A 23,809-nucleotide genomic window follows, 5' to 3' on the forward strand; every position below is an offset into this window, starting at 1 on the left:
TGCGCGTTACTGCAGGAACCGATACAAGCCAATAAGCCCCACGACCGCGCCGCCCACGATGAGCACGGTCCCGGCGTCGTTGTCGTTCACGAGCGCGCCCACCAGGACGGCGGCAAGGCCGGTGACCATCATGGCGGTGTTGGTGCGGGAACTGGCGCGTGGGACCTTGGGCGCCGGCAGGGTGGCGGCGTCGGTCTGGCGCGTGAGGCCAGCGGGGCGAGGCAGGGCGGCGGCGGGCGCGACGGTGGTCGGGGCCGCCGGGGCGGCCACGGTGTCGGCGGCCACAGGGCTGTTCGGCGCGGCAAACTGCGCCTGACCGGCAACCGGGAGTGCGAGGGAGCCCAGGAGCAGGCCCAGAACAAGGACGGGAGAACGCAACATGGGACTCTCCAGCAACGGCGCCGGATGGCGCGTGGACGGGTCGCCGCCGGCGGCGGCGGGGTGAACGCTTTCCCATGGGGCAACGTTCATGCCTTGGGGACATCGAGCCGCCGCAGGCCGCGCTGACCGCGCGCCGCTGGCGCCCCGGCGTCCGATCGCGCAACTTCCGCTCGTTCCCTTGGCCCCTTCCGACCCCGAGACTGATGACCCTCCATCCGCCGAAGAAGCTGCGCAAGAAGTACAGCAACCCTTCCCATCCGCTGGTTGTCCTCAAGTTCGAGAATGGCCATCAGATCAAGGTCTACCAGAACGAGGGCAAGGAGTTTGACTGCTACTCGGGTGAGACCATCAAGCTGCTGGCCGTGAACGACCCCACGTCGAGCGAGTGGGAACTCCTCGAGAACCGCAAGGCCGACGCGTTCGACGACGCGTAACGCCTGCAGACCGCACCGCGCGACGGCGTCGCGCGGTGCCGACGGCCGCGAAGAACCTCCGTGTTCTTCGCGGCCGTTGTGCGTTTCGGGGGCGCCATCGTATTGCCCCCGTGTGCACCGCGCACTACAATCGGATTGTGACTCAGCGTCTCCTGCGTCCACGCAGCACTGAAGAGGTTTCTGCCGCGTTGCACCGCGGCGGCGCTGTCGTCGCCCTTGAAAGTTCCGTACTCGCCCAAGGGCTGTTGCCGCCGTTCAATCGCGAGGCGGCCGAGCGCATGATGCGCGCCGCGGCGCAGGCCGGCGCGACACCCGTCATCACCGCCATCGTGCGCGGTGTCGCGAGTTTCGGCCTCGACACCGATGCCCTCGAGCGGTTCCTCCGGCGTGACGGCGTCCGCAAAGTGTCTGCGCGTGATCTCGGGATCGCCATCGCGCAGGGCGCCGATGGGGCCACCACCGTGGCCGGTACGCTCGCCTTGTGTGCACTCGGTGGGCTCGAGGTATTCGCCACCGGCGGGATCGGCGGCGTGCACCGCGATGCGCCCTTCGACGAAAGCGCGGATCTGGTGGAACTGGCTCGTACGCCGGCCATCGTGGTGTGCGCTGGGGCCAAGTCCATCCTCGATTTGCCCGCGACTCTCGAACGCCTGGAAACGCTGGGGGTGCCAGTCGTGGGCTACGGTACCGATGAACTGCCCGGGTTCTTCAGCACCACCACCGGGCTGCGCCTCACGGCACGACTCGACACCCCGGCGGAGATCGCTGCCGCCTGGCGCGCCCATCGGGCGCTCGGGCGCACCAGCGCGATGCTCGTCGTGCAGCCGCCGCCGGCGGCGCACGCCGTCCCGGTGGAGATCGTGGAACGCGCCACCCAGGCCGCGGTTGCGGCCGCTGCCGCCGCGGGCGTCCGCGGTGCCGCCGTCACCCCCTTCCTGCTGGCGGACATCCAGCAGCGCACCAACGGACAGTCGGTGACTGCCAATCTGGCCCTGCTCGAAGCGAACGCCCGTCTGGCGGGCGAGATCGCCGTTGCGCTGGTCCGGACGCCACCGGCTGATCTTCCGTCGTAGGGCCGTAGTCGCAGAGCCGTTGAACCAACGCCGTTGTGCACGGTACTATCCGGTAACCCGCTGCATCCGGAGGTCTGCGTCGCCATGTCGAATCCGTTCCTGAGCTCTGAGGAGTACGACGAGCGCGCTCATGCCCTCTACAACGAGGGGCAGTACGATGAGGCGCTCGATCTGCTGCGTGAAGGGCTCGCCCTCTATCCGGGCGCGGTCGAGTTGCACGTCGGCGCGGGCTATGCCCGGCTGGCGCGCGAGGAGTACGTCTGGGCCCGGCGGAGCTTCGAGGAGGCGCTCGTGCTCGATCCGGAGCACGAAGACGCGCTGGCCGGCGTCGGCGAAGTCCTGCTCAAGTTCGGGCAGGTCGATGCCGGATTCCGCGCCTTTGAGCGTACGATCGAGCTCGGCTATGACGACGACGTCGAGCTCATGCTGCAGATCGGCCGCGCGCTCTTCCGCGAAGGCTTCGTGGAGACCGCGCTGACCTACTTCGAAAAGGCGCGTGATCATGCGGCCGATTCCGCCGAAGCGGTCGCCTGCATTGGCTACGCGCAGCACCGGCTCGGGCTCGATCGCGACGCGATGACGTCGCTGCGGCAGGCGCTCGCACTCGACGACAGCTTTGCCGAAGCGCGCGTCTATCTCGCCAATCTGCTCTACGACGCGGGCGAGCTCGACGAGGCGCTCAAGGAGTTCGAGCGCACCACGCCGGAGGATCACTGGGACGAACTCGGAATCTGGCGGCTGATGGAGCTCAAGAAGCAGGTGTACAAGCTGGCGGAAGACGACGGGGAGTTCCGCGCGTGGGAAGCGCGCCTCACCGAACTGGCCGGTGAGCCCGACGCCATCGACGATCTGCTCGCCGACATCGAACAGACGGCCATCGAGAACGAGCAGGCGGCGCAGGCGCAGGCCGCCGGTCAGCCCGACACCCTTGGCACCCTGCTGTCCGGCATCGCCGGGCAGCAGGCCGAGGCGGTGTCGGCGGAATCGCCCACCGAGGTGCTGCTCCCCACGCCCGAACCGCACGCCGGTACGCATCGGGTGGTGCTGCGGGACGGGACGTCCATTGAAGGCAGCTGGGAAGACATTGTGCGTGCGCTCCGGGACCAGCGGGATGCGGGCCGCCCGCTCGATGAATACATGGCGCTCGAAGCCCGTCGCACGTACGGCGCGACGGGCGTGCGCGTCGCGTCGCACGCGCCCGAGGCGTTTCTGCGCGGCAGTGCGGACGCCGGTGTGCTGCGCATCGTGCGCTGACGCTACCGTGGTCCGTCTGAGGCGATCGTGTCGGCGTCCAACACCAGCCTCGGCCGTGCATCCTTGGACCCCTTCACGGGTATGTCCAGGACATGACCGCCACGCCTCACCCTGACCTGAATGCCCTTCGCGCCGCGCTCGATGCGGCGCGTGCCGTCTTTGGGGCCTACGATCGCACGCCGGTGCCCGAGTGCTGGCGTGCCGCACAGACGCTCCTGCAGCTGGTCCTGCAGCGCCCGGAGCTCACGGGCCAGGCGCTGGTGGGCGAAGCGCGTCGCCTGCAGCAGCTGTCGCTCCCCGATGCCCATGCGCTCGTGGCGCTCACGGCGCTCGCCGATCGTCACACCGGCCCGGCCAGCACCGAGGCCGAGCGCATTCAGGTGCGCGAGGCGTGGATGGCGCTGCAGCATGCGCTGCCCGCGGCCGTCTTCGAACCGGTGGTCCCGGGCGTGGCCTCGTACGCGCCGCCAACGGCCTCGGCGCATGCCTCGGCGTCGTATGCGCCGCCATCCGCACCGGCCGGCACGCCGGGCGCCGTCCCGCCACCGAGAGGTGTGCCGTCGATCGCGCCGCCCTCCGTATCGCCGAACGCACCGCCGACATCGGCCGACCCGGTCGTCGAGCTCGTCCCGCCGCCGCGGGCGCGGCGCAACCTGCTGCCCCTTCTCGCGGGTGCCGTGCTCGTCGTGGCCGCTGCGGCGGGCGCGATCTGGTGGTTCACGGTGGGGCGCATGGACCGTCTGTATCAGGACGGCGTCGCCGCCTACACCCGCGGCGCGCGCGAGGTAGCCCGCGATGCGTTCGTGGAGCTGGCGCAGAAGCAGCCGACCGACGCTCGTCCGCTCATCTACCTGGGGCGCATGTCGCGCGAAGAGGGCGATCTGGCGCGCGCGCGCCGCTTCCTCACCGCCGCCGTGCGCGTGGCGCCCACGAGCGCCGTGGCGCAGCGCGAACTCGCGTCCACCATGCTGGCCGATGGGCAGCCGGAGATCGCCCGGCGGTTCTACGTGCACGCCCTCGAACTCGACCCGTCCGATCGCGTGGCACAGGGTTTTCTCGGGTGCGCGCTCTATCGCCTGCAGCGCTATGATGAAGCACAGCGGTGGGCGACGCGCGCCGGGGCGGGTGACTGGCAGCGCTGCATCGGGCCCGTGCCGACCGCGCCCGCCGCGTTCCCTCCTGCTCCCCTCCGATGACCGGATTGTCTACGCGACCGAGCGATGCGCTCGCGCTGCATCATGATACCGTGCGTGAGGTGCTCCCCAATGGCCTCACGTTGCTCGTGCGTCGCGATACCTCGGCGCCCGTCGTGGCGATCGTCACCCATGTGAAGGCCGGGTACTTCGACGAGACCGACGACATCATCGGCATCGCGCACGTGCTCGAGCACATGTTCTTCAAGGGGACGCCCACGCGCGGTGTCGGCCAGATCGCGCGCGAGACGAAGGCCAACGGTGGCTACCTCAACGCGCATACCATCTACGACCACACCAGCTATTACACGGTGTTGCCGAGCGCGTCGTTCGTGGCCGGATTGGAGATCCAGTTCGATGCCTACGCCCGCTCGGTCATCGATGGCGAGGAGCTCGCGCGCGAGCTCGAGGTCATCATTCAGGAGGCCAAGCGCAAGAAGGACACGGCCTACGCGGTCGCCATCGAAACGTTGTACGCCGTGCTGCACGATCGGCACCGCATCCGTCGCTGGCGCATCGGTGAGGAAGACGGACTTCGCACGTTCACGCGCGAGCATCTGCTGCGCTTCTATCGCCACTGGTACCGCCCCGACAATACGGTGCTCGCCATCGTGGGCGATGTGCAGGTGGACGACGTGCGCCGCGAAGTGATGGCGCGCTACGGCGCGCTCGAGGCCGGGCGCCCGGCGCGTGATCGCGGCCCGCAGGAGATCGCCGCTCCGGGCGTGCGCTTTCGTGACTGGAGCGGCGATATCGCGCAACAGCATCTGGCCTTTGGGTGGCGGGTGCCGCCCCTCGGGCACCCGGACACCCCGGCGCTCGATCTGGCCGGGGTCGCGCTTGGCAGCGGACGTGCGTCTCGCCTCTATCGCGCGGTGCGCGAGCAGCAGCTTGCCTCGGCGGTCACGGCGTGGAATTACACCGCGGGCGATGTGGGTGTCTTCGTGGCGCATGTCGAAGCCGCCGCCGCCACGGCGCGCACCGCGGCCACGGCCACCTGGCGCGAATTGCAGGCGGCGCGCGTGGATGGCCTGCGGGTCAGTGAAGTGACCCGCGCGCAGCGCATTCTCGAGGCGCGCTGGCTGCGCCGCCTCGAAAGTATGGATGGGCAGGCGCAATACCTCGCCAGCTGGGAAGCCGAAGGCGGGCTCGATGCCGGCGCGCAGTACTACGATGCCGTGGTGACACTCACCGCCGATCGCGTGCAGGCGGCGATGCAGGCGCATCTCGATCCGGCCAACGTCACCGTGGTGTCCTACCGCCCGACGGGCGCCGAGCCGCTCGCCGACAGCGTGGACGCGCTGCAGGCCATGCTGGCCGGGGTGCCCGCGGGGAGCGCGGTGATGGCGTCGCCGCAGCTCCTGACGCCCATCAACACGGCCGCCGTGCCGGAGCGCGCCTCGGCGGCGCTCCACCTGCGGGCTGCCGGCACGGTGGATCACGGCGTTCATGTCTATCGCACCGCGCACGGTGTGCCGGTGCTGGTGATGCCGCGCCCCGGTTCGCCGCTCGTGAACATCGGCGTCATTCAGCGCGGCGGCGCGGCGGTGGACGAAGCCCATCACGAAGGGCTCGCGCGCCTCACCGCGCAGGCAATGCTCAAGGGGACGCGTACGCGCACTGGTGCGCAGCTGGCCGAAGCGAGCGAGGAACTCGGCGGCTCCATTGGCGTGAGTGTCGGACTCGAATCGCTGGGCTGGTCGCTGTCCGTGCCGGTTCGGCATCTCACCGCCGCCTCGGCCCTGCTGGCCGACGTGGTGCAGGAGCCCGTCTTGCAGGACGACGCGGTGAGCACCGAACGCACGCTGGCGCTGGCGGAGCTCAAGCGCGCCCGCGACGACATGCATCGCTGGCCGATGCGCCTCGCGAGCATCGCGGCGTATGGTGACCACCCGTACGCGCGCTCCACGATCGGCAACGAGACCTCCTTGCCGATGCTCGACGCGGCGGCGGTGCGGCACTTCCACGAGCGGCACATCCGGCGCAGTGCGTCGGTCATTGCGGTGGTGGGCGATGTGCCCCCCGACGAAGTGGCGGTGCTGATCGATCAGCTGTTCGGCGGGCTGGCGTGGCATGAGGGGTATGCGCTCCCCGACGCCAGCTGGCCGCAGGAGTCTCGCCAGCTGCACGAGTCGCGTGCGAAGCAGCAGACCGCGCTGGCGATGCTCTTCCCGGGGCCCGCGCGCGGGGATCGTGCCCGTTACGCGACGCGGGTCTTGTCGGCGATCGCGAGCGGATTGGGCGGCCGGTTCTTCGAGCAGCTGCGCGACAAGCAGTCGCTGGCGTACACCGTGAGCGCGTTTCCCGTGGAACGTCGAGCTGGTGGCGCCTTCGGGGCGTATATCGCCACCTCGCCGGCGCGCGAGGACGAAGCGCGCGCGGGACTGCTGGGGGAGTTCGCCCGCTTCCGCGACGCCGCGCCCACGGCCGACGAGGTCGAGCGCGCCCAGCGTTATCTGATCGGATCACATGCCATCGCCCAGCAGTCGGGAGGCACCGTGCTCGGCGAGCTGGTGGATGCGTGGCTGTTTGGCGAGGGGCTGCACGAGATCGCCGAGGTGCCGTCACAGCTCGCGGCCGTGACGCCGGCTGATGTGCACGCCGTGGCGCAGCGGTACTTCGATCCGGCGCGGGTGGCCGAAGGCGTGGTGCGCGGCACCGGCTGAACGCCGCGCGCCGTCAGTTACCGGCGCGCACTTCCTTCATGCGCCGCGCCGCGGCCCCGATCGCGGCCAGCGCGGCGCGCGGTCGTCCATTGGAGGCGCGGAGACCGAGCCAGCCGTCGTAATCGGCGGGCTCCCCCACGATCGCCGCGCCAATCCACGGGCGGCGTGACCCCCACGCCAGCGCGTGGCGAATGGCCGCCACCTGCGCGGCGTCGCCATGGGCGCGCGGAAGACCGCCCACGTTCACGAGCCAGTGTGGCATCGTGGGGAGTCCGCGTTGCGCGGCGGCATCGTGCCATCGCTCGAACGCGCGGAGACGCGCATCCACGGCCGGCAGTCCCGAGAACGACGGAAAACTCATCGCACCCACCAGCTCCACGCCGTTCGAGGGCTGCCGCGCCCACGCATAGGTCGCACTGTCGGTGGCATCGAGCCGGGCCGCGGCCCATCCGAGGACCGTGCGCGGGCGCACCCGCTGCACGGTGGAGCTGCTACGCCGGAGGAGGCGCTGCCACCAGGCGGCCGACGGTGCCGTGCTGCCGATCCAGGTGGGGACCGGGTCGGGGAGTGCGGGGAAGAGCACATCCGGTTCGAGGCGCTGCAGCACCCGCTCGATCGAGAGCTGGCGGTCGGCATCGTCGGCGGCCGGGGGCGTGCGATCGAGGCGCAGCGCGACGGCAATCTGCACCGAATCATCGCGCAGCGGCCCGAGTACGCGCGCGAGGGAGTCGAGCGCGGCGCTCCGCGTGCCGTCGTCATCGAGCACGAGCAGCACGACATCGGGCGTGAACGCCTCCACGATGGCGGCGTCGTTGCGGACGGCACGCGCCGGGGGCATGCCGTCGAGCGTGGGATACAGGCGCACGCCGAGGACAAAATCCCCGGAGGGGCGGGCCTGCATGGGTTCGGTGTACGCGCGCTCGTAGCTGCGCACCGCGCCGATGCCGCGCGGCCATTCGATGATGAGCAGCGTGGTGAGCGCGGTCGCCGCGAGCACGAGCACGGCGCGCACGGCGCCGGACAGTCGCCAGCGCGCGGGATAGGCGGGCGCGATCATCGGCACGAGGGCGGTGAGCGGGGACACGAGCGCGGCGCGCCCCACGCCCATGCCCACGATCGCATCGCGCGCCGCGAGCAACGCCTGCAGATACGTCGGGGCGCCGCCGCGCTGCGTCACGAGATAGTCGCCCACCGCGGTGGCGGCGAGCAGCAGGTCGTAAAGCAGAATGGGGAGTCCAACGACCAGCGAGATCAGTCGGCCCAGCACCGCATAAAGCACCTGCAGCGCAAAGGCGATGGTGACGGCCGGCACCAGCCAGGTGATCCCCGAGATCGTCCGCGCCCCCGATTCGGTGCCGGACGCGACGTTGATGACGAGCACGGGCACCACCAGCAGCCCGCACACCACCGTGAGCTGGGTGAAGAGCCGCGGCGCTTCGCGCCGGGCGGCAATCCAGCCGGCCATCGACACGTCCCAGGCGAGCACCGCCACGGCGATGCCAATCACCACCAGCGGCAGCGGATCGGTGAGGAGGCCCGGGAGCATGCGGGTACGGTAACGGACCTGCATTCGCTTCGGGAGCCGCATAGCTTCCACGCATGGCCCGCGTTCCCGATAGCGCCACCGTCTTCACGGTCCCGAATCTCGTGTCCACGTCCCGCGTGGCGCTCGCGATCGGCTTCGTGGCGTCGGATGCGGTCCCGGTGCGGCTGGCGCTCATCGCCGCCGCCTCGATCACGGACTTTCTCGACGGCTGGCTCGCGCGCAAGACGCGCACGATGACGCGTCTCGGGGCGCTCGTAGATCCGGTCGCCGATCGCTTCTTCGTGCTGGGCGTCGTGATCAGCTATCTCATCGGCGGCGAGCTGCGCTGGTGGCAGGCGGCGCTGATTCTCTTTCGCGACGTGATGTCGGTGATCGGCTGGTTCGTGGCTCGCAGCGTGAGCTGGCTGCGCCCCATCACCTTCAAAGCCCGCCTCATTGGCAAGCTGGTCACCGGCGCGCAGCTGCTCACCTTTCTCGCGGTGCTGCTGGCGCCCGGGTGGGTGATGCCGCTCGTCCTGCTCGTGGGCGTGCTGGGCGTCGGCGCGACCGTGGACTACACGCTGATGCTCTGGCGCGAACGGGTGCAGGATCCGGGGCAAGCGCCGACCGGCTGAGCCGCAAACGACGAACGCCTCCACAGGGAGGCGTTCGGGTCTGCGTATATCGAACCGCGAGGGTCAGACGGCAGCGGGTTCCTGCTTTTTCGCGGGCTGCGCAAAGCGCTCGCCGAGCGTCCGCAGTTCGGCCATCTCGGGAGCTTTGATCTCCGGATAGCGATCTGCCAGGTAGACCATCGTGGCGTCGAACCACTCCTTCTGGTCTTCGGGATGACACCCGATCACACCGCACTGCATGATCTGCTGGAACAGCTCGTCACGGGCCTCTTGATACGGCGAGGGCACCATGGCGTCACGACGCGGACGAAGCTTGGGCTTGGCCATTTCCTCTGGGTAGTGCGTCGAACCGCATGACCCGGCGACTCCGGGCCAGCATGAAAAATCTAACCGATGAGAAACCGGCTTCCTAGTGCTGGATCGTGCCAGATCGCCCAGAATCGCGCCAGTTCACTCGGGATACGTCAGCCAGGCCAGAATCGCTGCCGTGACTGCGGCGGGCGCGGACTCGCCGACCCACGCGCCCACGGGCTGACCGGTCTCACCAGCGGTCACCGTGGCGCTCGGGAGAATCCCGGCCCACGCCTCGGGAGCCGCGCCCGGCCTGGCGCCATCCCCGTGCCCCAGCCAGCAGTGGACCGGGCCCGTGATCTGGCCTAGGCGCTCCCGCTCTCCCGGGCTGAGCGTCACCGCCGCGGCCAATTGCAGCAGGTCGGCCATGCCGTTGCGCCCCACGAACGGAGCGAGTGTGCGGGCCAGCAGGCGGTCGGCCTCGGGGTGGTTTTCGGGGAGTCCGTCGGCGAGCAGCACCTCCAGCAGAGGGCGCGCGCCGAAGAGGCTGTTCGCCGTCAGGGCAGCCCGACCGCTGGCCCGCTGCATGGCCCGGATGGCCGGTCCAGGCAGATCATCGGGGGGCAGCGGGTCGAGGAGCCCCGTGCGAAGCACCCGATGCGGGTGTTCCGCCGCCAGCAGCAGCGCCACGAGCGCGCCCAGACCGTGGCCGATTACCTGCACGGCGCTCAGGCGGAGCGCGGTCAGCGCGCGCTCCAGATACTCCGCCTGGGCACCCGGGCCCGTCGCGGTCCCAATCGGGCGGTCGGATTCGCCGAAGCCCAGCAGATCCACGGCCACGACGGTGACGCCGCGATTGGCGAGGGCGGGCGCGACGGCGCGCCATTGAAAGCTGCTCGCGCCAAAGTCGTGGAGCAGCACCACCGCCGGCCCGCCGCGCCCGGTGCGGGCGACGTGCAGCCGCCCGGGGCCCACGGGAATCATCAGGTGCTCGGTGTACACGCGAGCAGGATAGCGCCGGGAACGCACCGCCGGATACCTTTCGCGCCGCATGGACTCGCCGTCGCGGACGCGGCCGGTGGTCCGACCCGAACACGAACCCGACCGGCCCGCCCGGTCGCCTTCGAGGAGTGCGTGTGGCAAAGGTGACCCCCAAGAAGAAGTCGAACACCGGCTTCATCGTGATCATTCTGGCCGTCGTTCTGGCGGGCGGCACGGCGATCTTCTCGGCCGTGCAGGGCAACAAGACCAAGGCGCTCGAGCTCAAGACCGACGCACCGCTGCCGGCGGCCCGCGGCTATCTGCGTGGCGATCCGAACGCGCCCATCACGATCGTGGAGTTCGGCGACTTCGAGTGCCCAGGGTGCGGCCAGTTCGCCACGGTGCAGGAGCCGGATCTCCGCAAACGCGTGATCGAGGCGGGGCTCGCGAACTTCAAGTTCATGGACTTCCCGCTCGTGCAGGCGCATCAGAACACGCTCACGGCCCACCTCGCCGCCGGCTGCGCCGACGAGCAGGGGAAGTTCTGGGAAATGCACGACAAGCTCTACGAAGGCCAGTTCGACTGGAACGGCCAGGCCACGAGCAATCCCCGCAAGATCATCGACGAGTACGCCAAGGGCCTCGGCCTCGACATGGCCAAGTACAACGACTGCTTCGAGAAGCAGCGGCCGATGGCGCAGATCATGGCCAACCAGGCCGAAGGCACGAAGCTCGGCATCAACGGCACGCCCACCATCGTGATCGGCAATCGGGCCTACTCGCCGACGCCGAATGTCGACGAGATGATCAAGATCCTCGACTCGCTCAAGACGGCCGGGGCGGTCAATGCGCCGGCGGCGGCGGCGCCGGCTGGCGACAGCGCGAAGAAGTAAGCGATGCGACGCTCCATCCTGCTGATGGCGACGGCGGCGACCCTTGGGTCGCCGTTTGTCGTTTCCGGCCAGACGACGAGGCAGTCCGCTCCGCAGGTGACGACGCGGCAGGGCGTGCTTCGCGGCGTCACGCTGCCGAGCGGCGTCCGCGCGTTTCGCGGGATTCCCTTCGCGAAGCCCCCTGTGCGCGAGCGTCGGTGGCAGCCGCCCGCCCCGCCCGCGCCGTGGACCGGCGTGCGCGAGGCGGATCGCTTCTCGCCGATGTGCATGCAGGCACGGCTCTTCAGCGACATGGTGTTCCGGAGCGACGGCACCAGTGAAGATTGCCTCTACCTCAACGTGTGGGCTCCCGCCAAGTCTGCGCGCGGTGCGTTGCCGGTGCTGGTGTACTTCTACGGCGGCGGCCTGTCGGCAGGCGATGGATCCGAATTGCGGTACGACGGCGAGAGCATGGCGACGCAGGACATCGTCGCGGTCACCGTGAACTACCGGTTGGGCATCTTCGGCTCGTTCGTGCATCCGGGGCTGATCGCCGAGTCGTCGGCGAAGGCGGCGGGGAACTACGGCTTTCTCGATCAGCAAGCGGCGCTGCGCTGGGTGCAGGCGAACATTGCCGCCTTCGGTGGGGATCCGGCGCGGGTGACGATTGCCGGTGAATCCGCCGGCTCCTTCTCGGTGAGCGCGCAGATGACCGCACCGGGCTCGACCGGGCTCTTTGCGCGCGCGATTGGCGAAAGCGGCTCGCTGATCGGCCGCGGCGCGATGATGACGCTTGAGGTTGCGGCCACGAACGGCGAGCGCTTCGCGGCCGGTGTGGGCGCTCCCGATCTCGCGGCGCTCCGCGCGCTCGGTGCGACGCAACTGCTCGACTGGTCTGCGCGCGCGGATCTGCCCCGCTTCGGGCCCGTCGTGGACGGTCGATTCTTCCCCGAATCGCCCTCGGCACGACTTGAACGCGGGGCCCAGGCCAAAGTACCGCTGCTGGCCGGTTGGAATGAGTTGGAAGCATCCGGGCGCGGCCTGCTGCGCGGCGATACGACCGCCGCGGGGCTCAGCGCTGCACTGACGCAGGTCTTTGGGGCCAACGCCGCCGAAGCCGCGGCTCACTATCCCGCGATTGAAGGCGTGATCGCTGCCGCCAATGCCGTGGCGGGCGATCAGTTCATCGGCTTTTCAACGTGGCGCTGGATCGATCTGCACGCGCGCACCAGCGGACAGCCAGTCTATCGCTACTTCTTCACGCGCGCGCGCCCAGCGCTCTCAAAGCCGCCTACGGGGCGCCCAAATCTCCCCGAGCCGGGAGCGGTGCACTCCGCGGAAATTGAGTATGCGATGGGCAATCTCCGCACGAATGTCGTATACGCGTGGACACCCGACGACTTCACCGTGTCGCGCGTCATGCAGCGCTACTTCGTGAACTTCATCAAGACGGGGAACCCGAACGGCGCGGACCTGCCGGAGTGGCCCAGTGGTGTGCCGGCGGACGGACGGGCGATGCGGATGCGCATCGACGTCACGTCCAAGGCCGAGCCGGAGCCGCGCGCGCGGTACCTGTTTCTGGAGCGCGTCTGGGCCGGTAAGTGAGGAGCGGCCGGCGCGCCTAGGCGCGCCGGCGGGCAGCGGCCTCTTCAATGCGGAGCGCGGGCATTGGCATCTCGGCCGCCTCCGCCACCGGCTGCAGCGCTTCGCCAAGCGCGACCAGTGCGCGCGTCGCCACCACCGACGCCAGCGGCTCCGGGACGCTCAGTTCGCGAATGTAAATGTCGAGCGCCCGCTCGTAGCCCACGTCGGTGGCAAGCGTGTCCACGAAGTGCAGGGCGTTCTCGACATGCGCCCGGATGAGCGACTCCTCGGCGCGCGCCTGCGCGAGACGCAGCCGCTGCTCGGCGTCGGCCGAGAGCTTGCGCGGAAAGAGCGTTTCGGGGAAGAGCTTGTTGAGAATCGACATGACAGAAGTATAGACGAAAAAGCACAACCGCCGGTTTCGTGCCGAGAACGGTACGAAGCCGGCGGTCGCGGGACTGCGACGTGCGTCACATGGGTGGCGCACGTCGTGTCATGGGCGCGTGCTACTCCTGGTTTTCGTACTGATCCTTGAGGCTCGCCACGACACTGGGGTCCGCCAGTGTCGTCGTGTCCCCGAGGGCGCGCCCTTCGGCGATGTCCCGCAACAGCCGGCGCATGATTTTACCCGAGCGCGTCTTGGGAAGATCCGCGCTGAAGAGGATGTCATCCGGCCGGGCGAGGGCGCCGATCTTGAGCGCCACGTGCTCGCGCAGTTCGTCCCGGAGGCTGCCGCTGGCATGGAACCCGGAGCGCAGCGTGACGAACGCGGCGATCGCTTGCCCCTTGAGGTCGTGCTGCTTGCCCACCACCGCGGCCTCGGCCACGGCGGGGTGATCCACGAGCGCGCTTTCGACTTCCATCGTGCCGATGCGATGGCCGGCCACGTTGAGCACGTCGTCCACGCGCCCGAGGATCCACAGGTAGCCGTCGTCGTCGCGCTTGGCGCCGTCACCCGGGAAGTAGAGGTCGGGGCGGCCGGGCCACTTGGAGAAGTAGGTATCCACGTAGCGCTGATCGTCGCCCCAGATCGTGCGCAGCATGCTCGGCCAGGGGTGCGTGATGGCCAGCAGGCCACCGCCCACGCCGACTTCGCTGGCATCGGCGTCGAGCAGCGTGGCCTTGATGCCGGGGAACGGCGTGGTCGCGGATCCCGGCTTGGTGGCGGTGACTCCCGGCAGTGGCGTGATCATGATCGCGCCGGTCTCCGTCTGCCACCAGGTGTCCACGATCGGACAGCGTTCCTTGCCGATGTGCTCGTGGTACCACATCCACGCTTCGGGGTTGATCGGTTCACCGACCGAGCCGAGCAGACGCAGCTGCGAGAGGTCATGCTTCTCGACGTACTGCTTGCCCCACTTCATGAACGCGCGAATGGCCGTGGGCGCCGTGTAGAACACCGTGACGCCGTAGCGCTCGCAGATGCTCCAGAAGCGGTCCTTGTCGGGCCAATCGGGCGCGCCCTCGTACACCACGCACGTCGCGCCCACCGCGAGCGGGCCGTACACGAGATACGAGTGCCCGGTGATCCAGCCGATATCGGCGGTGCACCAGTAGACGTCTTCATCCTTGAGATCGAAGACGTACTTGGTCGTGGTGGCGGCGCCGGTGAGATAGCCGCCGGTGGTGTGCACGATCCCCTTCGGCTTGCCGGTGGTGCCGGACGTGTAGAGGATGAACAGCATGTCCTCGGCATCCATCGGCTCCGGCTCGCAGAACTTGGGCACTTCGCGCTTCATGCGGTGCCACCAGTGGTCGCGCCCTTCCTGCATTTCGGCGAACGTTTCGTCGCCGACGCCGCTGCGGCGCCGCATCACGACGAGCACGTGCTCGATGGTGGGGCACTCCTTGAGCGCTTCGTCCGCATTGCGCTTGAGCGGCACCGTCGAGCCGCGGCGGTAGCCGCCGTCGGCGGTGATGAGCACCTTGCAGCCGCAGTCGTTGATGCGATCGCGCAGCGACTCCGGCGAGAAGCCGCCGAAGACCACCGTGTGAATGGCGCCGATGCGCGCGCAGGCGAGCATGGCGATGACGGCTTCGGGAATCATCGGCAGGTAGATCGCCACGCGATCGCCCTTCTTCACGCCGAGCTTCTTGAGCATGTTGGCCGCGAGATTCACTTCGCGGTACAGATCCCAGTAGGTGAAGATGCGGCGGTCGCCGGGTTCGCCTTCCCAGATGATCGCGGCCTTGTTGCGGCGCGCGGTGGTGATGTGCCGATCGACGCAGTTCACCGACGCGTTGAGCTGCCCGCCCGTGAACCACTTCGCGTGCGGCGGCGACCACTCGAGCACACGATCCCACTTCTTGATCCAGTCGAGCGACGCGGCTTCCCGGGCCCAGAAGCCCTCGGGATCGGCCGCCGCATCTTCCTGAAGTCGCGTGGTGTGCACGTGCGCCTTGGCCTGAAATGCGGCCGGAGGCGGGAACGAACGGTTCTCCTGCAGCAGGACGTCGATATCGCTCATGGCGGGGAGTCGCCGGCGCGCCGGCGTGGCGAAGAGGAAGGCGAGACAGGGCTCAGCCGTGTGGGCCAACCCACACCGGGTCGCCTGTGACCCGGGGCTGCTGCTAATGTACGACCATGTCGAACGTTCGTGGACCCAGCAGCGCGGGGCGGCCGCAGCCGTTGGCGGGACTCGTTATTGCCGTCACGCGCGCCGGTGACCGCGGCACGCCGTTGGCCGATGCCCTGCGTCGTCACGGCGCCACGGTGCACGAGATTCCTCTCACCCGCATCGAAGCGCTCGACCCGGCGCCGCTGCGCGTGGCCGTGCGCGAACTCCGCCAGTTCGACTGGGTGCTGCTGACGAGCGTCAATGCGGTGGAGCATCTCGCGCGTGTCGTGCAGGAGGCGCGGATGAACGAGATCATGGAAACGCGCCGCCTCGCCGTGGTCGGCGGGGCCACCGCCGCGGCGGTGGAGAAGCTCGGCTGGCGTGTGCCATCGGTGCAGCCGGAGAAATCGCAGGCCGAGGGGATGTTGGACGAGATGGCCGCGCGCAGCGACGTGGAAGGCGCACGCATGCTCTATCCGTGCGCGGCCGGTGCCCGCGATGTCCTCCCCCAGGGGCTGCGCGCCCTCGGGGCCGACGTCGAGGTCATCCCCACGTACCGCAGCGCCCCCGATCCCGACGGCCAGGCCCAGATCCGCGCCCTCGCACGGTCGGGGGTCCTCGACCTCGTGACCGTCGCCGCCCCGAGCGCGGTGGACTCGCTCCTTGACGCGCTTCCCCCCGAGCACGCGGCTCGCGTCCCGGTGGCGTGCATCGGCCCGGTGACGGCCAAGGCGGCACGGACGGCGGGGTTTCCGGTGAAGGTCGAGTCGACGGCGGCGGTGATGGAAGGGTGGGTCAGAGAGATCGTCAGGGCGTATAGTCCGGGAACAAGCGGAACCCCTTAGAGCTCAGGGGGCAGAACGTCAGGGGGCAGAGCTCAGGACCGCCGCAGTCCTGAGCTCTGCCCCCTGACGTCCTGCCCCCTGAGCTCTCGGGGGTTACTCACGTCTCATGTCCGACCTCGGACCTCCGACCTCCGACCTCCGACCTCCAGTCTCCGCCTCCCCCCGATCCGAACCCGCCCCGATTCCACTAGATTCGCCCCCATGTCTGCCCCCCTGAAAATCGGCACGCGCAGCTCGGAGCTCGCGCTGTTCCAGGCCCGTCAGGTCGCCTCGCTGCTGGCCGCCCTTGGCGTGGAGTCGGAGCTCGTCACGTATACCACGATCGGCGATCGCATTCTCGACAAGCCGCTGTCGGCGATCGGTGAGAAGGGGTTGTTCACCGCCGAACTTGAGGCCGATCTGCTGGCCGGTCGCACCGACTGTGCGGTGCACTCGCTCAAGGATCTGCCCACCGCTGACCCCGCGGGGCTCACCATCGTGGCGCTGCTCGAGCGCGAGGATCCGCGTGATGCCTTCGTGACGGGGCCGAGCACCACGGCCAAGAGCCTCGCCGAACTGCCGGAAGGCGCCAAGGTCGGCACGTCGTCGTTGCGCCGTCGGGCGCAGCTGCGCGCGATGCGCCCGGATCTCGACGTGCGGGAGCTGCGCGGCAATGTGGGGACGCGCCTGCGCAAGATCGACGAGGGGCAGGTGGATGCGGCGCTGCTCGCCGCTGCCGGTCTCCGTCGCCTCGGGCTCGGTCATCGCATCGTGTCGCTCCTCGACGCACCCGATTGGCTGGGGGCGCCGGGGCAGGGGGCCATTGCCGTGCAGGCGCGCGCGAACGACGAGGCGATGCTCGCCATTCTGCGGCAGCTCGATCACGCGCCGACGCGCGTGGCGATCACCGCCGAGCGCGCGTTGCTCGCGACCCTTGAGGGCGGCTGCCAGGTGCCGATCGGCGCGGCGACGCTCGACGAGCCGGAGTACGGACTCATGCTGCACGGCATCATTGCCAGCATCGACGGCGAAACCGTCGTGCGCGGCGGATTGCCGATCAATGTGAACGATCCCGCTGAAAGCGGTCGGACGCTCGCGCAGCAGCTGCATGCCGCGGGCGGCGCCGGCATTCTCGCCGACCTGCGCGCCCCGACCACCGACACGCCCGCACCTGGAGCACACTGATGGGCACCCGACTCGACGACATCCTCGCCGACGACCAGAGCGACTTCGGCGGCTGGATCTCCGCCAACCCGATCCGGCCGCGTCGCCTGCGTCGCACCGACGGCATTCGCCGCATGGTGCGCGAAACGCGTCTCGATCCGGCGCAGTTCATCTGGCCGCTGTTCGTGCGCTCGGGGCAGGGCATCCGCCAGCCGATCGGCTCGATGCCGGGCGTCTACCAGACGAGCGTCGATGAACTGCTCAAGGATGCCGAGAAGGCCGTGGCGCATGGCCTCGGTGGCATCCTGCTGTTCGGCATCCCCGACACCAAGGATGCCGAAGGCTCCTCGGCGTGGGATCCGCACGGCCCGGTGGCGGAGGCGGTGCGCGCGGTGAAGGCCGCGTTTCCGCAGCTGGTGGTGATCACCGACGTCTGCATGTGCGAGTACACCGACCACGGCCACTGCGGGCTGCTCACCCCCGACGGCGACGTGGACAACGACGCGACGCTTGGGCTGCTGGCCAAGGAAGCGTTGGCGCACGCCGTCGCCGGTGCCGACATCATCGCGCCGAGCGACATGATGGACCATCGCGTCGGGCACATCCGCGAAGCGCTCGACGAGGCCGGGTTCTCGCACATCCCGATCATGAGCTACGCGGCCAAGTACGCCTCGGCGTTCTACGGGCCGTTCCGCGAAGCCGCCGAGAGCACGCCGGCCTTTGGCGATCGCCGCAGCTATCAGATGGATCCGGCGAACGCCCGGGAAGCGTTACGGGAAGTGAGGCTGGACGTCCAGGAAGGCGCGGACATCCTGATGGTGAAGCCCGCCGGGGCGTACCTCGACATCATTGCCGCCGTGAAGCAGGACACCGGATTGCCCCTCGCGGCGTATCAGGTGAGCGGTGAGTACTCGATGATCAAGGCCGCCGCCGAGAAGGGGTGGATCGACGGCGACCGAGCGATGATGGAATCGCTCATCGCCATCGCTCGCGCCGGCGCGGATCTCATCATCACCTACTTCGCAATCGACGCCGCGGCTGCCCTGCGCAGCCGCTGAGACCCATACCCCTCGAGGCATGCTGCACAACCCGTGGCACGATATCCCCGCCGGCAAGAATCCGCCGGAGCAGGTCACCGCGATCATCGAGATCCCGGCCGGTTCGCGCAACAAGTACGAACTCGACAAGGAAACCGGGCACTTCAAGCTCGATCGCGTGCTCTACTCGGCGGTGCACTACCCGGGCGACTACGGGTTCATCCCCCGCACGCTGCATGAGGACAACGACCCGCTCGACGTCCTCGTGAAGATCAACGAGCCGACCTTCCCGGGCTGCCAGATCACGGCCCGTCCGATCGGCGTGCTCATGATGCTCGACAAGGGCGAGCCCGACGACAAGATCCTCGCCGTCCCGGCCGACGACCCGTACTACCACGATGTCTTCGATATCGCCGACCTCTCGGGGCACTACCTCAAGGAAGTCGAGCACTTCTTCCTGATCTACAAGGACCTCGAAGGCAAGCGCATGGAAATCACCGGCTGGAAGTCGTCGGTCGAAGCCTACGACATCATTCGCCGGTCGATGGAACGCTATCGGGAGACGTTCGAGACCTGAAGCGTTGGCTCGGCGGCTGGCTGGAGCCCCTACTCGCGAGCCTGCCGTAGCACCAGCGCCGCGTTGATGCCGCCAAAGCCGAAGGAGTTCGACAGCACCACCGACGGCTGCAGGGCGCGCCCCGTGCCCGGTACGTAGTCCAGATCGCAGAGCGGATCCGGCGTCTCGAGCCCGAGCGTCGGCGGGATCCAGCCGCGCGCGATCGTCAGCGCGCTGATCGCGGCTTCGAAGGCGCCGCTCGCGCCCAGCGCGTGGCCGTAGTAGCCCTTGGTGCTCGAGATGGGCACCTGGTAGGCCTGATCGCCGAACACCTGCTTGATGGCGTGCGTTTCGGTGGGATCGTTGAGCGGCGTACTGCTCCCGTGCGCGTTGATGTACGCCACATCGCCGACGGTGACCCCCGCATCGCGCAGCGCGTTCTTCATGCATCGCGCGGCCTGTGCCCCGTCGGGGAGCGGCGCGGTCATGTGGTGCGCGTCGTTGGTCGTGCCGTAGCCGGCGAGTTCGGCGTAGATGCGCGCCCCGCGGGCGGTGGCATGCTCCCAGGATTCGAGCAGCAGGACCGCCGCGCCTTCGCCCATCACGAACCCGTCGCGGTCCTTGTCGAAGGGGCGGGAGGCGTGCGTCGGATCGTCGTTGCGCGTGCTCATCGCGCGAATGAGCGCAAAGGCGCCAAAGCAGAGCGTGGCGAGTGGCGCTTCCGAGCCGCCGGCGAGCATCACATCGGCGTAGCCATCGCGGATCTGCCGGAACGCTTCACCAATGGCCATCGAGCCGCTCGCGCAGCTCATCGCATTCGTGGAGTTGGGCCCCGAGACGCCGAACTCGATCGCCATGTTGCAGCTCGCCGATCCGCCGAAGACCGCGAGCGCGAGCGTGGCGTCCACCGCACGCAGGCCGCCATGCAGAAAGCGGGCGGCCTGCTCTTCAGCGTAGCCCACCCCGCCCAACGCCGTGCCCATCATCGCCCCCACGCGTTCGCGATCGGTCGTCGCGAGATCCAGCTGACCATCGGCCAGCGCGAGGTAGGCGCTCGAAACGGCGAACTGACTGAACCGATCGAGGCGTTTGACGCGCTTCGCGTCGATGTAGGTGGTCGGGTCGAAGTCCTCGATCTGCGCTGCACACTGCGAGCGAAAGATCGACGCGTCGAAGCGCGTGGCCGGCCCCACTGCCGACCGCTCGGCGCGGAGCCCCTGCCACAGCCCCTCCACCCCCACGCCGATGGGCGTGATGCAGCCGATGCCCGTGATGGCGACACGGCGCTTGCCGTTCGGGGCGTGGCTCATGCGGCCCCCCGGGCCGGCTGTTCCGCGACGCGCGCGAGTCCTGCCAGCGTACGCGAGGCAATGCCATGCACGAACACCGGGGCGATGACCTGTGTCGCCGCGAACTCGCGGATCAGTGGCCACGAGGGGCCGTCCCACACGTGCACGATGCGTGTGAGCGTGCCGCCCTCGACCGGGGTGAAGCTCCACTCCACGTCCATCCGGGTGGTCACGCCGCCGATGTGGCGGAAGCGCACCCACGGCACCTCGGTATTCACCGCCATCTCCGAGAGCCACCACGTCGGCCAGTTGAAGAGGCCGAACGGGCGATTCGCCGCCATCTCCACGACGCCCCCGCCATCGGGCGCGCGGTCGCGGAACTGCACGTAGCGATAGTGCGGCAGGTACGCCGGCCAGTGTTCCACCGCGGCGGCGATTTCGAAGATGCGCGCCACCGGTGCGCGCACGATCTGTTCGTCGACGGTCGTCACCAGACGGCCCGGTGGTGGCGGCCCAAGCGAGAATGGCTCAATCATCCAGCGGTCCCCGAAGAAGACGAAAGCGGTGCCTGCGCCGGTGGGGTCCAGCGTGCCACCACGCGAAAGCCCAGACCGCCGCGCGTATGCGGCGTGCAGCCGGTAGCAGACTGCACCAGCGCGCGCAGTTCCTGCACCGTGTACCCGCGGCGGATCGACACGATACCATCGTGTCGGCTCACGGGATGAAACCCCAGCAGGTACGACCCGGCCCAGAGCCCGGCAATCGCGAGCCAGCTGCGGCGGAGGTCGCCAATGATCACCGCGTGGCGGGCCACGCGAGTGCACTCGCGCAGCAACTGCTCGGCGGCGTCGCCATCGAAGTGATGCAGCACCTGCGAGCAGGTCACGACATCGATACTCGCTGTCGCGAAGGGGAGCGCCTGCGCGTCGGCGGCGACGGCATGGCTACAGCGCGCGGCGGCCGCGCGCGCGATCGGCACGGCAAGCTCGACGCCAATCGTGCGGACCGTCACGCCACGCGCGTTCCCGACCCGCTGTGCCGCGCGGGGGATGTCACCCAGGCCGGTGCCGACATCAAGCAACGTGCACGTCGTGCCGCGGGCCAGCGGCGCGAGGACCGTGCGCACCTCGTGCACGACGGCCCGCCGCCCGCCAAAGAAGGCATTGGCCAGCGCCACATCCCGCAGCGAGCGCAGCGCGAGCGCCGGATCGGCATCCGGATCGTCGAGAATCTCCGCGTCACGCCGACGCGCGGGCGTGAGCAGGCTCATGGCCGCTGCCGCGCCACCGCATCGGCGCCGTGCGCGCGGCGCTCAGCGCTCGAGTTGCGCGTAGCCGCCTCGGTAGTAGAGCAGCGGACGGCCGTCCCGGACGCCGGCGTGCTCCACCTGACCCACCATGATCGTGTGGTCGCCTGCCGGATGACGCGCGACGAGCCGGCACTCGAGCCACGCCAGCACGTCCTCGAGCACCGGATTCCCCAGCTCACCGGTGGTGTAGCCCACTCCGGCAAAGCGGTCATCGAGCGGACCGGCAAAGCGCCGCGAGAGCGCCTCCTGCTGGCTGCTCAGGATGTTCACGGTGAACGACGCGCACTGGTTGAGCAGTGGCGCCATCGTCGCGTCGTTCGCGATGCAGGCGAGAATGAGCGGTGGCTCGAGGCTGAGCGACGAAAAGGCGCTCACGGTCATCCCGTGCGGCGTGCCATCGGGCGCGGCCGCGGTGATGACGGTGATGCCGCTGGCAAAGCGGCCAAGGACCGCGCGAAAGAGGTCGTGATCGATCATCAGGTTAGGCAGGCATGGCAGAATCCGGGCGCCGCAGCGGCCAGAGCAGGCGCAGCAGCGTACGCGGGCGCAGCACCGCACTGGGTGGCACGAAGTCGCCCGTCACCCCGATCAGCAGATCGGCGAGATCACGGTCGCGCGAGAGCACGCGCGCCGCATGATTGAGCAACGCCGGAATGGCCACGGCAGTGCCGATCAGTCGCTCCACGCGCCATTTACCGGCAAAGGCGGCGTGCCGGGCGCGGGTATAGGCGGCGCCGGCGGCGTCGAGCGCCTCGCGCGACGGGGCCTCCACCATTGCCTGCGCGGCCTCGGCCACCAGCTCCCCTCCACGCAACGCGGCATAGATCCCCTCGCCGGTGAACGGGTCGAAGAAATCGGCCGCGTCGCCCACCAACAGGGCGCCGGGGGCCCACGCGCGTCGCGCCCGCGAGGCAAAGGGGCCGGTGGCGCGCACCGGCGTGACGCGTGTGGCGTGCGCGAAGCGTGCGGCCAGCGACGGCTGCGCGGCGAGCCACGCGTCGAGGGCCCCGGCGGCATCGCCGGCGAAGTGCCGGGCGCGGTGCGCCGGTACCACGAGCGCCACGTTGGTCAGGCCACCGCTCACCTGCGCGAGCCCGACGTAGCCGGTGCGGGTCACGTGCATCTCGCCAAGCGTGCCCATGTCGCGCACGCCGTCGTAGTGCGCCACCAGCGCCACGCGCCGCGGCCAACGCGCGACGTGGGCCAGATTCAGGCGACGCGCCACGACCGAGCGCAAGCCATCGGCGCCGATGACCACCGCGGCCGAGAGCGTGGTGCCATCCCGCAGCGTCACGCCCTCCACCCGGCCGTCTGGCGCTTGGTTGATCTGCGCCACCGACGCGCCTTCCCGCACCGCCACGCCCGCCGCGCGGGCGCGCTCGAGGAGCAGCGCATCGAGCACCTCGCGTCGCACTCCCAACCCGCGATCGCGGAAGCCGCGAAAGCCGTGACGGGCCACGAACTCGCCGTGGATCTGGGCGCCGTTCGGCGCGTGCACGACCATGCCGGTCAGCTGCGCGGCGTCGCCCTGTTCGAGGGCGTCCAGCGCGCCCATGGCGGCCAGAATGCGCGAGCCCTCCGGGCTCACGTACTCGGCGCAGGGCTTCGCGCGGGGAAAGTGCGCCTTGTCGAGGACACAGACCTCGAGCCCCCGCTGCGCACAGTGCCATGCCGCGCTGCTCCCCGCCGGCCCGCCGCCCACCACCAGCACCTGCGTGTGTTGTCGGGGCATGCACGGCACTCCAGCCAGAGGGCACTCACGGTCTGTCTCAAAAACACACCGCGGCGTGCGAAAGGTCCAGCACGTGGTGCGCGCGGGATTACTGCAGGGCCAGGGCGACCGCTGCGCCGACGAGGGTGCAGATGAGGTTCACCCGATCATTCGTAAGCCACGCGAGCCCGCCGTCGGCGTGCGTGCTGGTGCCGCAGCGATGCACAGGCTGTTCCGTGGCGCGGGCGCAGGTCGGACACCAGCGGCGTGCCTGCAGCCAGGCGCCCACCACCGTGTCCGCCAGGGCGCCGCAGGCGCCGGCGTAGGCCACGACGGGCACCGCCGCCCACGGAATGAGCCGCACGGCCGCCGCCAGCGTCGCGAGCGCCGCCGCAGCGGCCAGCATGCCGGCAGTGCCCGCCAGCGAGACGGCGCCCGAGGTGCCCGGGACCGCCGTCTCGCGGGTGCGGAG

General features: G+C 69.6%; 24 protein-coding genes. 12 read left to right on the plus strand and 12 right to left on the minus strand.

All coding sequences use genetic code 11. The features are described from left to right. Positions 1-6 precede the first annotated feature (6 nt). Positions 7-381 carry a hypothetical protein gene (locus K2R93_21155; protein MBY0492360.1) on the minus strand — a complete coding sequence of 125 codons (375 nt, stop codon included), beginning with the start codon at positions 379-381 and terminating at the stop codon, positions 7-9. Between the two features lie 203 nt (positions 382-584). Here K2R93_21155 and K2R93_21160 point away from each other — a divergent pair, with 203 nt between their 5' ends. The 5 genes from K2R93_21160 to K2R93_21180 all read left to right on the plus strand — a co-directional run bounded on the left by K2R93_21160 (position 585) and on the right by K2R93_21180 (position 7,001). Beyond that, positions 585-815, plus strand: coding sequence for a hypothetical protein (locus tag K2R93_21160; GenBank protein ID MBY0492361.1), 231 nt, complete (start codon positions 585-587; stop codon positions 813-815). 137 nt (positions 816-952) lie between these two features. Beyond that, positions 953-1,888, plus strand: coding sequence for a pseudouridine-5'-phosphate glycosidase (locus K2R93_21165; GenBank protein ID MBY0492362.1), 936 nt, complete (start codon positions 953-955; stop codon positions 1,886-1,888). Positions 1,889-1,972: 84 nt separating this feature from the next. Beyond that, positions 1,973-3,142: a tetratricopeptide repeat protein gene (locus K2R93_21170; GenBank protein MBY0492363.1), complete on the plus strand. Its 1,170-nt coding sequence runs from the start codon at positions 1,973-1,975 to the stop codon at positions 3,140-3,142. Positions 3,143-3,234: 92 nt separating this feature from the next. Continuing rightward, on the plus strand, positions 3,235-4,338 hold the full coding sequence (locus K2R93_21175) for a hypothetical protein (protein ID MBY0492364.1): 1,104 nt from the start codon (positions 3,235-3,237) through the stop codon (positions 4,336-4,338). Continuing rightward, entirely contained in the window at positions 4,335-7,001 is a 2,667-nt protein-coding gene (locus K2R93_21180) for an insulinase family protein (protein MBY0492365.1), read from the plus strand. The genes K2R93_21175 and K2R93_21180 overlap by 4 nt, the downstream gene beginning before the upstream one ends. Before the next feature lie 13 nt (positions 7,002-7,014). On the opposite strand, the gene K2R93_21185 is transcribed toward K2R93_21180, so the two are convergent. After that, complete coding sequence (locus K2R93_21185) at positions 7,015-8,547, minus strand: hypothetical protein (GenBank protein ID MBY0492366.1); 1,533 nt, start codon at positions 8,545-8,547, stop codon at positions 7,015-7,017. 53 nt (positions 8,548-8,600) lie between these two features. Here K2R93_21185 and K2R93_21190 point away from each other — a divergent pair, with 53 nt between their 5' ends. Further along, complete coding sequence (locus K2R93_21190) at positions 8,601-9,161, plus strand: CDP-alcohol phosphatidyltransferase family protein (protein MBY0492367.1); 561 nt, start codon at positions 8,601-8,603, stop codon at positions 9,159-9,161. 63 nt (positions 9,162-9,224) lie between these two features. Here K2R93_21190 and K2R93_21195 read toward each other — a convergent pair whose 3' ends face one another. Both K2R93_21195 and K2R93_21200 read right to left on the minus strand, forming a co-directional pair. Further along, on the minus strand, positions 9,225-9,488 hold the full coding sequence (locus tag K2R93_21195) for a hypothetical protein (protein MBY0492368.1): 264 nt from the start codon (positions 9,486-9,488) through the stop codon (positions 9,225-9,227). A 123-nt stretch (positions 9,489-9,611) separates the two neighbouring features. Further along, positions 9,612-10,454, minus strand: a complete 843-nt coding sequence (locus tag K2R93_21200) for an alpha/beta hydrolase (protein MBY0492369.1) — start codon at positions 10,452-10,454, stop codon at positions 9,612-9,614. A 134-nt stretch (positions 10,455-10,588) separates the two neighbouring features. Between K2R93_21200 and K2R93_21205 the strand changes: the two genes are divergently transcribed. Continuing rightward, positions 10,589-11,326, plus strand: a complete 738-nt coding sequence (locus K2R93_21205) for a DsbA family protein (protein MBY0492370.1) — start codon at positions 10,589-10,591, stop codon at positions 11,324-11,326. A gap of 3 nt (positions 11,327-11,329) precedes the next feature. After that, positions 11,330-12,910 carry a carboxylesterase family protein gene (locus tag K2R93_21210; GenBank protein ID MBY0492371.1) on the plus strand — a complete coding sequence of 527 codons (1,581 nt, stop codon included), beginning with the start codon at positions 11,330-11,332 and terminating at the stop codon, positions 12,908-12,910. A 16-nt stretch (positions 12,911-12,926) separates the two neighbouring features. On the opposite strand, the gene K2R93_21215 is transcribed toward K2R93_21210, so the two are convergent. Beyond that, a complete protein-coding gene (locus tag K2R93_21215) occupies positions 12,927-13,274 on the minus strand; it encodes a hypothetical protein (protein ID MBY0492372.1) in 348 nt (115 codons plus the stop codon). A 121-nt stretch (positions 13,275-13,395) separates the two neighbouring features. Continuing rightward, positions 13,396-15,357, minus strand: coding sequence for an acetate--CoA ligase (acs, locus tag K2R93_21220; GenBank protein MBY0492373.1), 1,962 nt, complete (start codon positions 15,355-15,357; stop codon positions 13,396-13,398). Positions 15,358-15,473: 116 nt separating this feature from the next. On the opposite strand from acs, the gene K2R93_21225 reads away from it, so the two are divergent. The 4 genes from K2R93_21225 to K2R93_21240 all read left to right on the plus strand — a co-directional run bounded on the left by K2R93_21225 (position 15,474) and on the right by K2R93_21240 (position 19,049). Further along, the gene (locus tag K2R93_21225) at positions 15,474-16,292 is read left to right on the plus strand and encodes a uroporphyrinogen-III synthase (GenBank protein MBY0492374.1); all 819 of its coding nucleotides are present in this window, start codon (positions 15,474-15,476) and stop codon (positions 16,290-16,292) included. Positions 16,293-16,493: 201 nt separating this feature from the next. Beyond that, entirely contained in the window at positions 16,494-17,456 is a 963-nt protein-coding gene (hemC, locus tag K2R93_21230; protein ID MBY0492375.1) for a hydroxymethylbilane synthase, read from the plus strand. Further along, complete coding sequence (gene hemB, locus K2R93_21235) at positions 17,456-18,493, plus strand: porphobilinogen synthase (protein MBY0492376.1); 1,038 nt, start codon at positions 17,456-17,458, stop codon at positions 18,491-18,493. The genes hemC and hemB overlap by 1 nt, the downstream gene beginning before the upstream one ends. Before the next feature lie 82 nt (positions 18,494-18,575). Next, positions 18,576-19,049 carry an inorganic diphosphatase gene (locus tag K2R93_21240; GenBank protein ID MBY0492377.1) on the plus strand — a complete coding sequence of 158 codons (474 nt, stop codon included), beginning with the start codon at positions 18,576-18,578 and terminating at the stop codon, positions 19,047-19,049. 29 nt (positions 19,050-19,078) lie between these two features. On the opposite strand, the gene fabF is transcribed toward K2R93_21240, so the two are convergent. From fabF to K2R93_21270, 6 genes are all read right to left on the minus strand, one after another. After that, positions 19,079-20,338, minus strand: a complete 1,260-nt coding sequence (gene fabF, locus K2R93_21245; protein MBY0492378.1) for a beta-ketoacyl-ACP synthase II — start codon at positions 20,336-20,338, stop codon at positions 19,079-19,081. After that, a complete protein-coding gene (locus tag K2R93_21250; GenBank protein MBY0492379.1) occupies positions 20,335-20,853 on the minus strand; it encodes an SRPBCC family protein in 519 nt (172 codons plus the stop codon). Before K2R93_21250 ends, fabF begins: the two co-directional genes overlap by 4 nt. Then, a complete protein-coding gene (locus tag K2R93_21255) occupies positions 20,850-21,587 on the minus strand; it encodes a methyltransferase domain-containing protein (protein ID MBY0492380.1) in 738 nt (245 codons plus the stop codon). The genes K2R93_21250 and K2R93_21255 overlap by 4 nt, the downstream gene beginning before the upstream one ends. A 42-nt stretch (positions 21,588-21,629) precedes the next feature. Beyond that, positions 21,630-22,103 (minus strand): flavin reductase family protein, encoded by a 474-nt coding sequence (locus K2R93_21260; protein ID MBY0492381.1) that lies wholly within the window; start codon positions 22,101-22,103, stop codon positions 21,630-21,632. A gap of 4 nt (positions 22,104-22,107) precedes the next feature. Further along, entirely contained in the window at positions 22,108-23,358 is a 1,251-nt protein-coding gene (locus K2R93_21265; GenBank protein ID MBY0492382.1) for an NAD(P)/FAD-dependent oxidoreductase, read from the minus strand. Between the two features lie 88 nt (positions 23,359-23,446). After that, on the minus strand, positions 23,447-23,809 hold a 363-nt coding region (locus K2R93_21270), incomplete at its 5' end, for a DUF92 domain-containing protein (protein MBY0492383.1).

It is taken from the genome of Gemmatimonadaceae bacterium, assembly GCA_019752115.1.
Lineage (GTDB): Bacteria > Gemmatimonadota > Gemmatimonadetes > Gemmatimonadales > Gemmatimonadaceae > Gemmatimonas.

Bases quoted from the DNA above. Each gene is read 5' to 3' on its own strand.
- K2R93_21250 (MBY0492379.1), bottom strand. From the start codon at position 20,853: ATGATTGAGCCATTCTCGCTTGGGCCGCCACCACCGGGCCGTCTGGTG.
- K2R93_21215 (MBY0492372.1), bottom strand. From the start codon at position 13,274: ATGTCGATTCTCAACAAGCTCTTCCCCGAAACGCTCTTTCCGCGCAAG.
- K2R93_21210 (MBY0492371.1), top strand. From the start codon at position 11,330: ATGCGACGCTCCATCCTGCTGATGGCGACGGCGGCGACCCTTGGGTCG.
- K2R93_21225 (MBY0492374.1), top strand. From the start codon at position 15,474: ATGTCGAACGTTCGTGGACCCAGCAGCGCGGGGCGGCCGCAGCCGTTG.
- K2R93_21190 (MBY0492367.1), top strand. From the start codon at position 8,601: ATGGCCCGCGTTCCCGATAGCGCCACCGTCTTCACGGTCCCGAATCTC.
- K2R93_21155 (MBY0492360.1), bottom strand. From the start codon at position 381: ATGTTGCGTTCTCCCGTCCTTGTTCTGGGCCTGCTCCTGGGCTCCCTC.
- acs (MBY0492373.1), bottom strand. From the start codon at position 15,357: ATGAGCGATATCGACGTCCTGCTGCAGGAGAACCGTTCGTTCCCGCCT.
- K2R93_21260 (MBY0492381.1), bottom strand. From the start codon at position 22,103: ATGATCGATCACGACCTCTTTCGCGCGGTCCTTGGCCGCTTTGCCAGC.
- fabF (MBY0492378.1), bottom strand. From the start codon at position 20,338: ATGAGCCACGCCCCGAACGGCAAGCGCCGTGTCGCCATCACGGGCATC.
- K2R93_21180 (MBY0492365.1), top strand. From the start codon at position 4,335: ATGACCGGATTGTCTACGCGACCGAGCGATGCGCTCGCGCTGCATCAT.
- K2R93_21195 (MBY0492368.1), bottom strand. From the start codon at position 9,488: ATGGCCAAGCCCAAGCTTCGTCCGCGTCGTGACGCCATGGTGCCCTCG.
- K2R93_21265 (MBY0492382.1), bottom strand. From the start codon at position 23,358: ATGCCCCGACAACACACGCAGGTGCTGGTGGTGGGCGGCGGGCCGGCG.
- K2R93_21255 (MBY0492380.1), bottom strand. From the start codon at position 21,587: ATGAGCCTGCTCACGCCCGCGCGTCGGCGTGACGCGGAGATTCTCGAC.
- K2R93_21160 (MBY0492361.1), top strand. From the start codon at position 585: ATGACCCTCCATCCGCCGAAGAAGCTGCGCAAGAAGTACAGCAACCCT.
- K2R93_21175 (MBY0492364.1), top strand. From the start codon at position 3,235: ATGACCGCCACGCCTCACCCTGACCTGAATGCCCTTCGCGCCGCGCTC.
- K2R93_21170 (MBY0492363.1), top strand. From the start codon at position 1,973: ATGTCGAATCCGTTCCTGAGCTCTGAGGAGTACGACGAGCGCGCTCAT.
- K2R93_21185 (MBY0492366.1), bottom strand. From the start codon at position 8,547: ATGCTCCCGGGCCTCCTCACCGATCCGCTGCCGCTGGTGGTGATTGGC.
- hemC (MBY0492375.1), top strand. From the start codon at position 16,494: ATGTCTGCCCCCCTGAAAATCGGCACGCGCAGCTCGGAGCTCGCGCTG.
- hemB (MBY0492376.1), top strand. From the start codon at position 17,456: ATGGGCACCCGACTCGACGACATCCTCGCCGACGACCAGAGCGACTTC.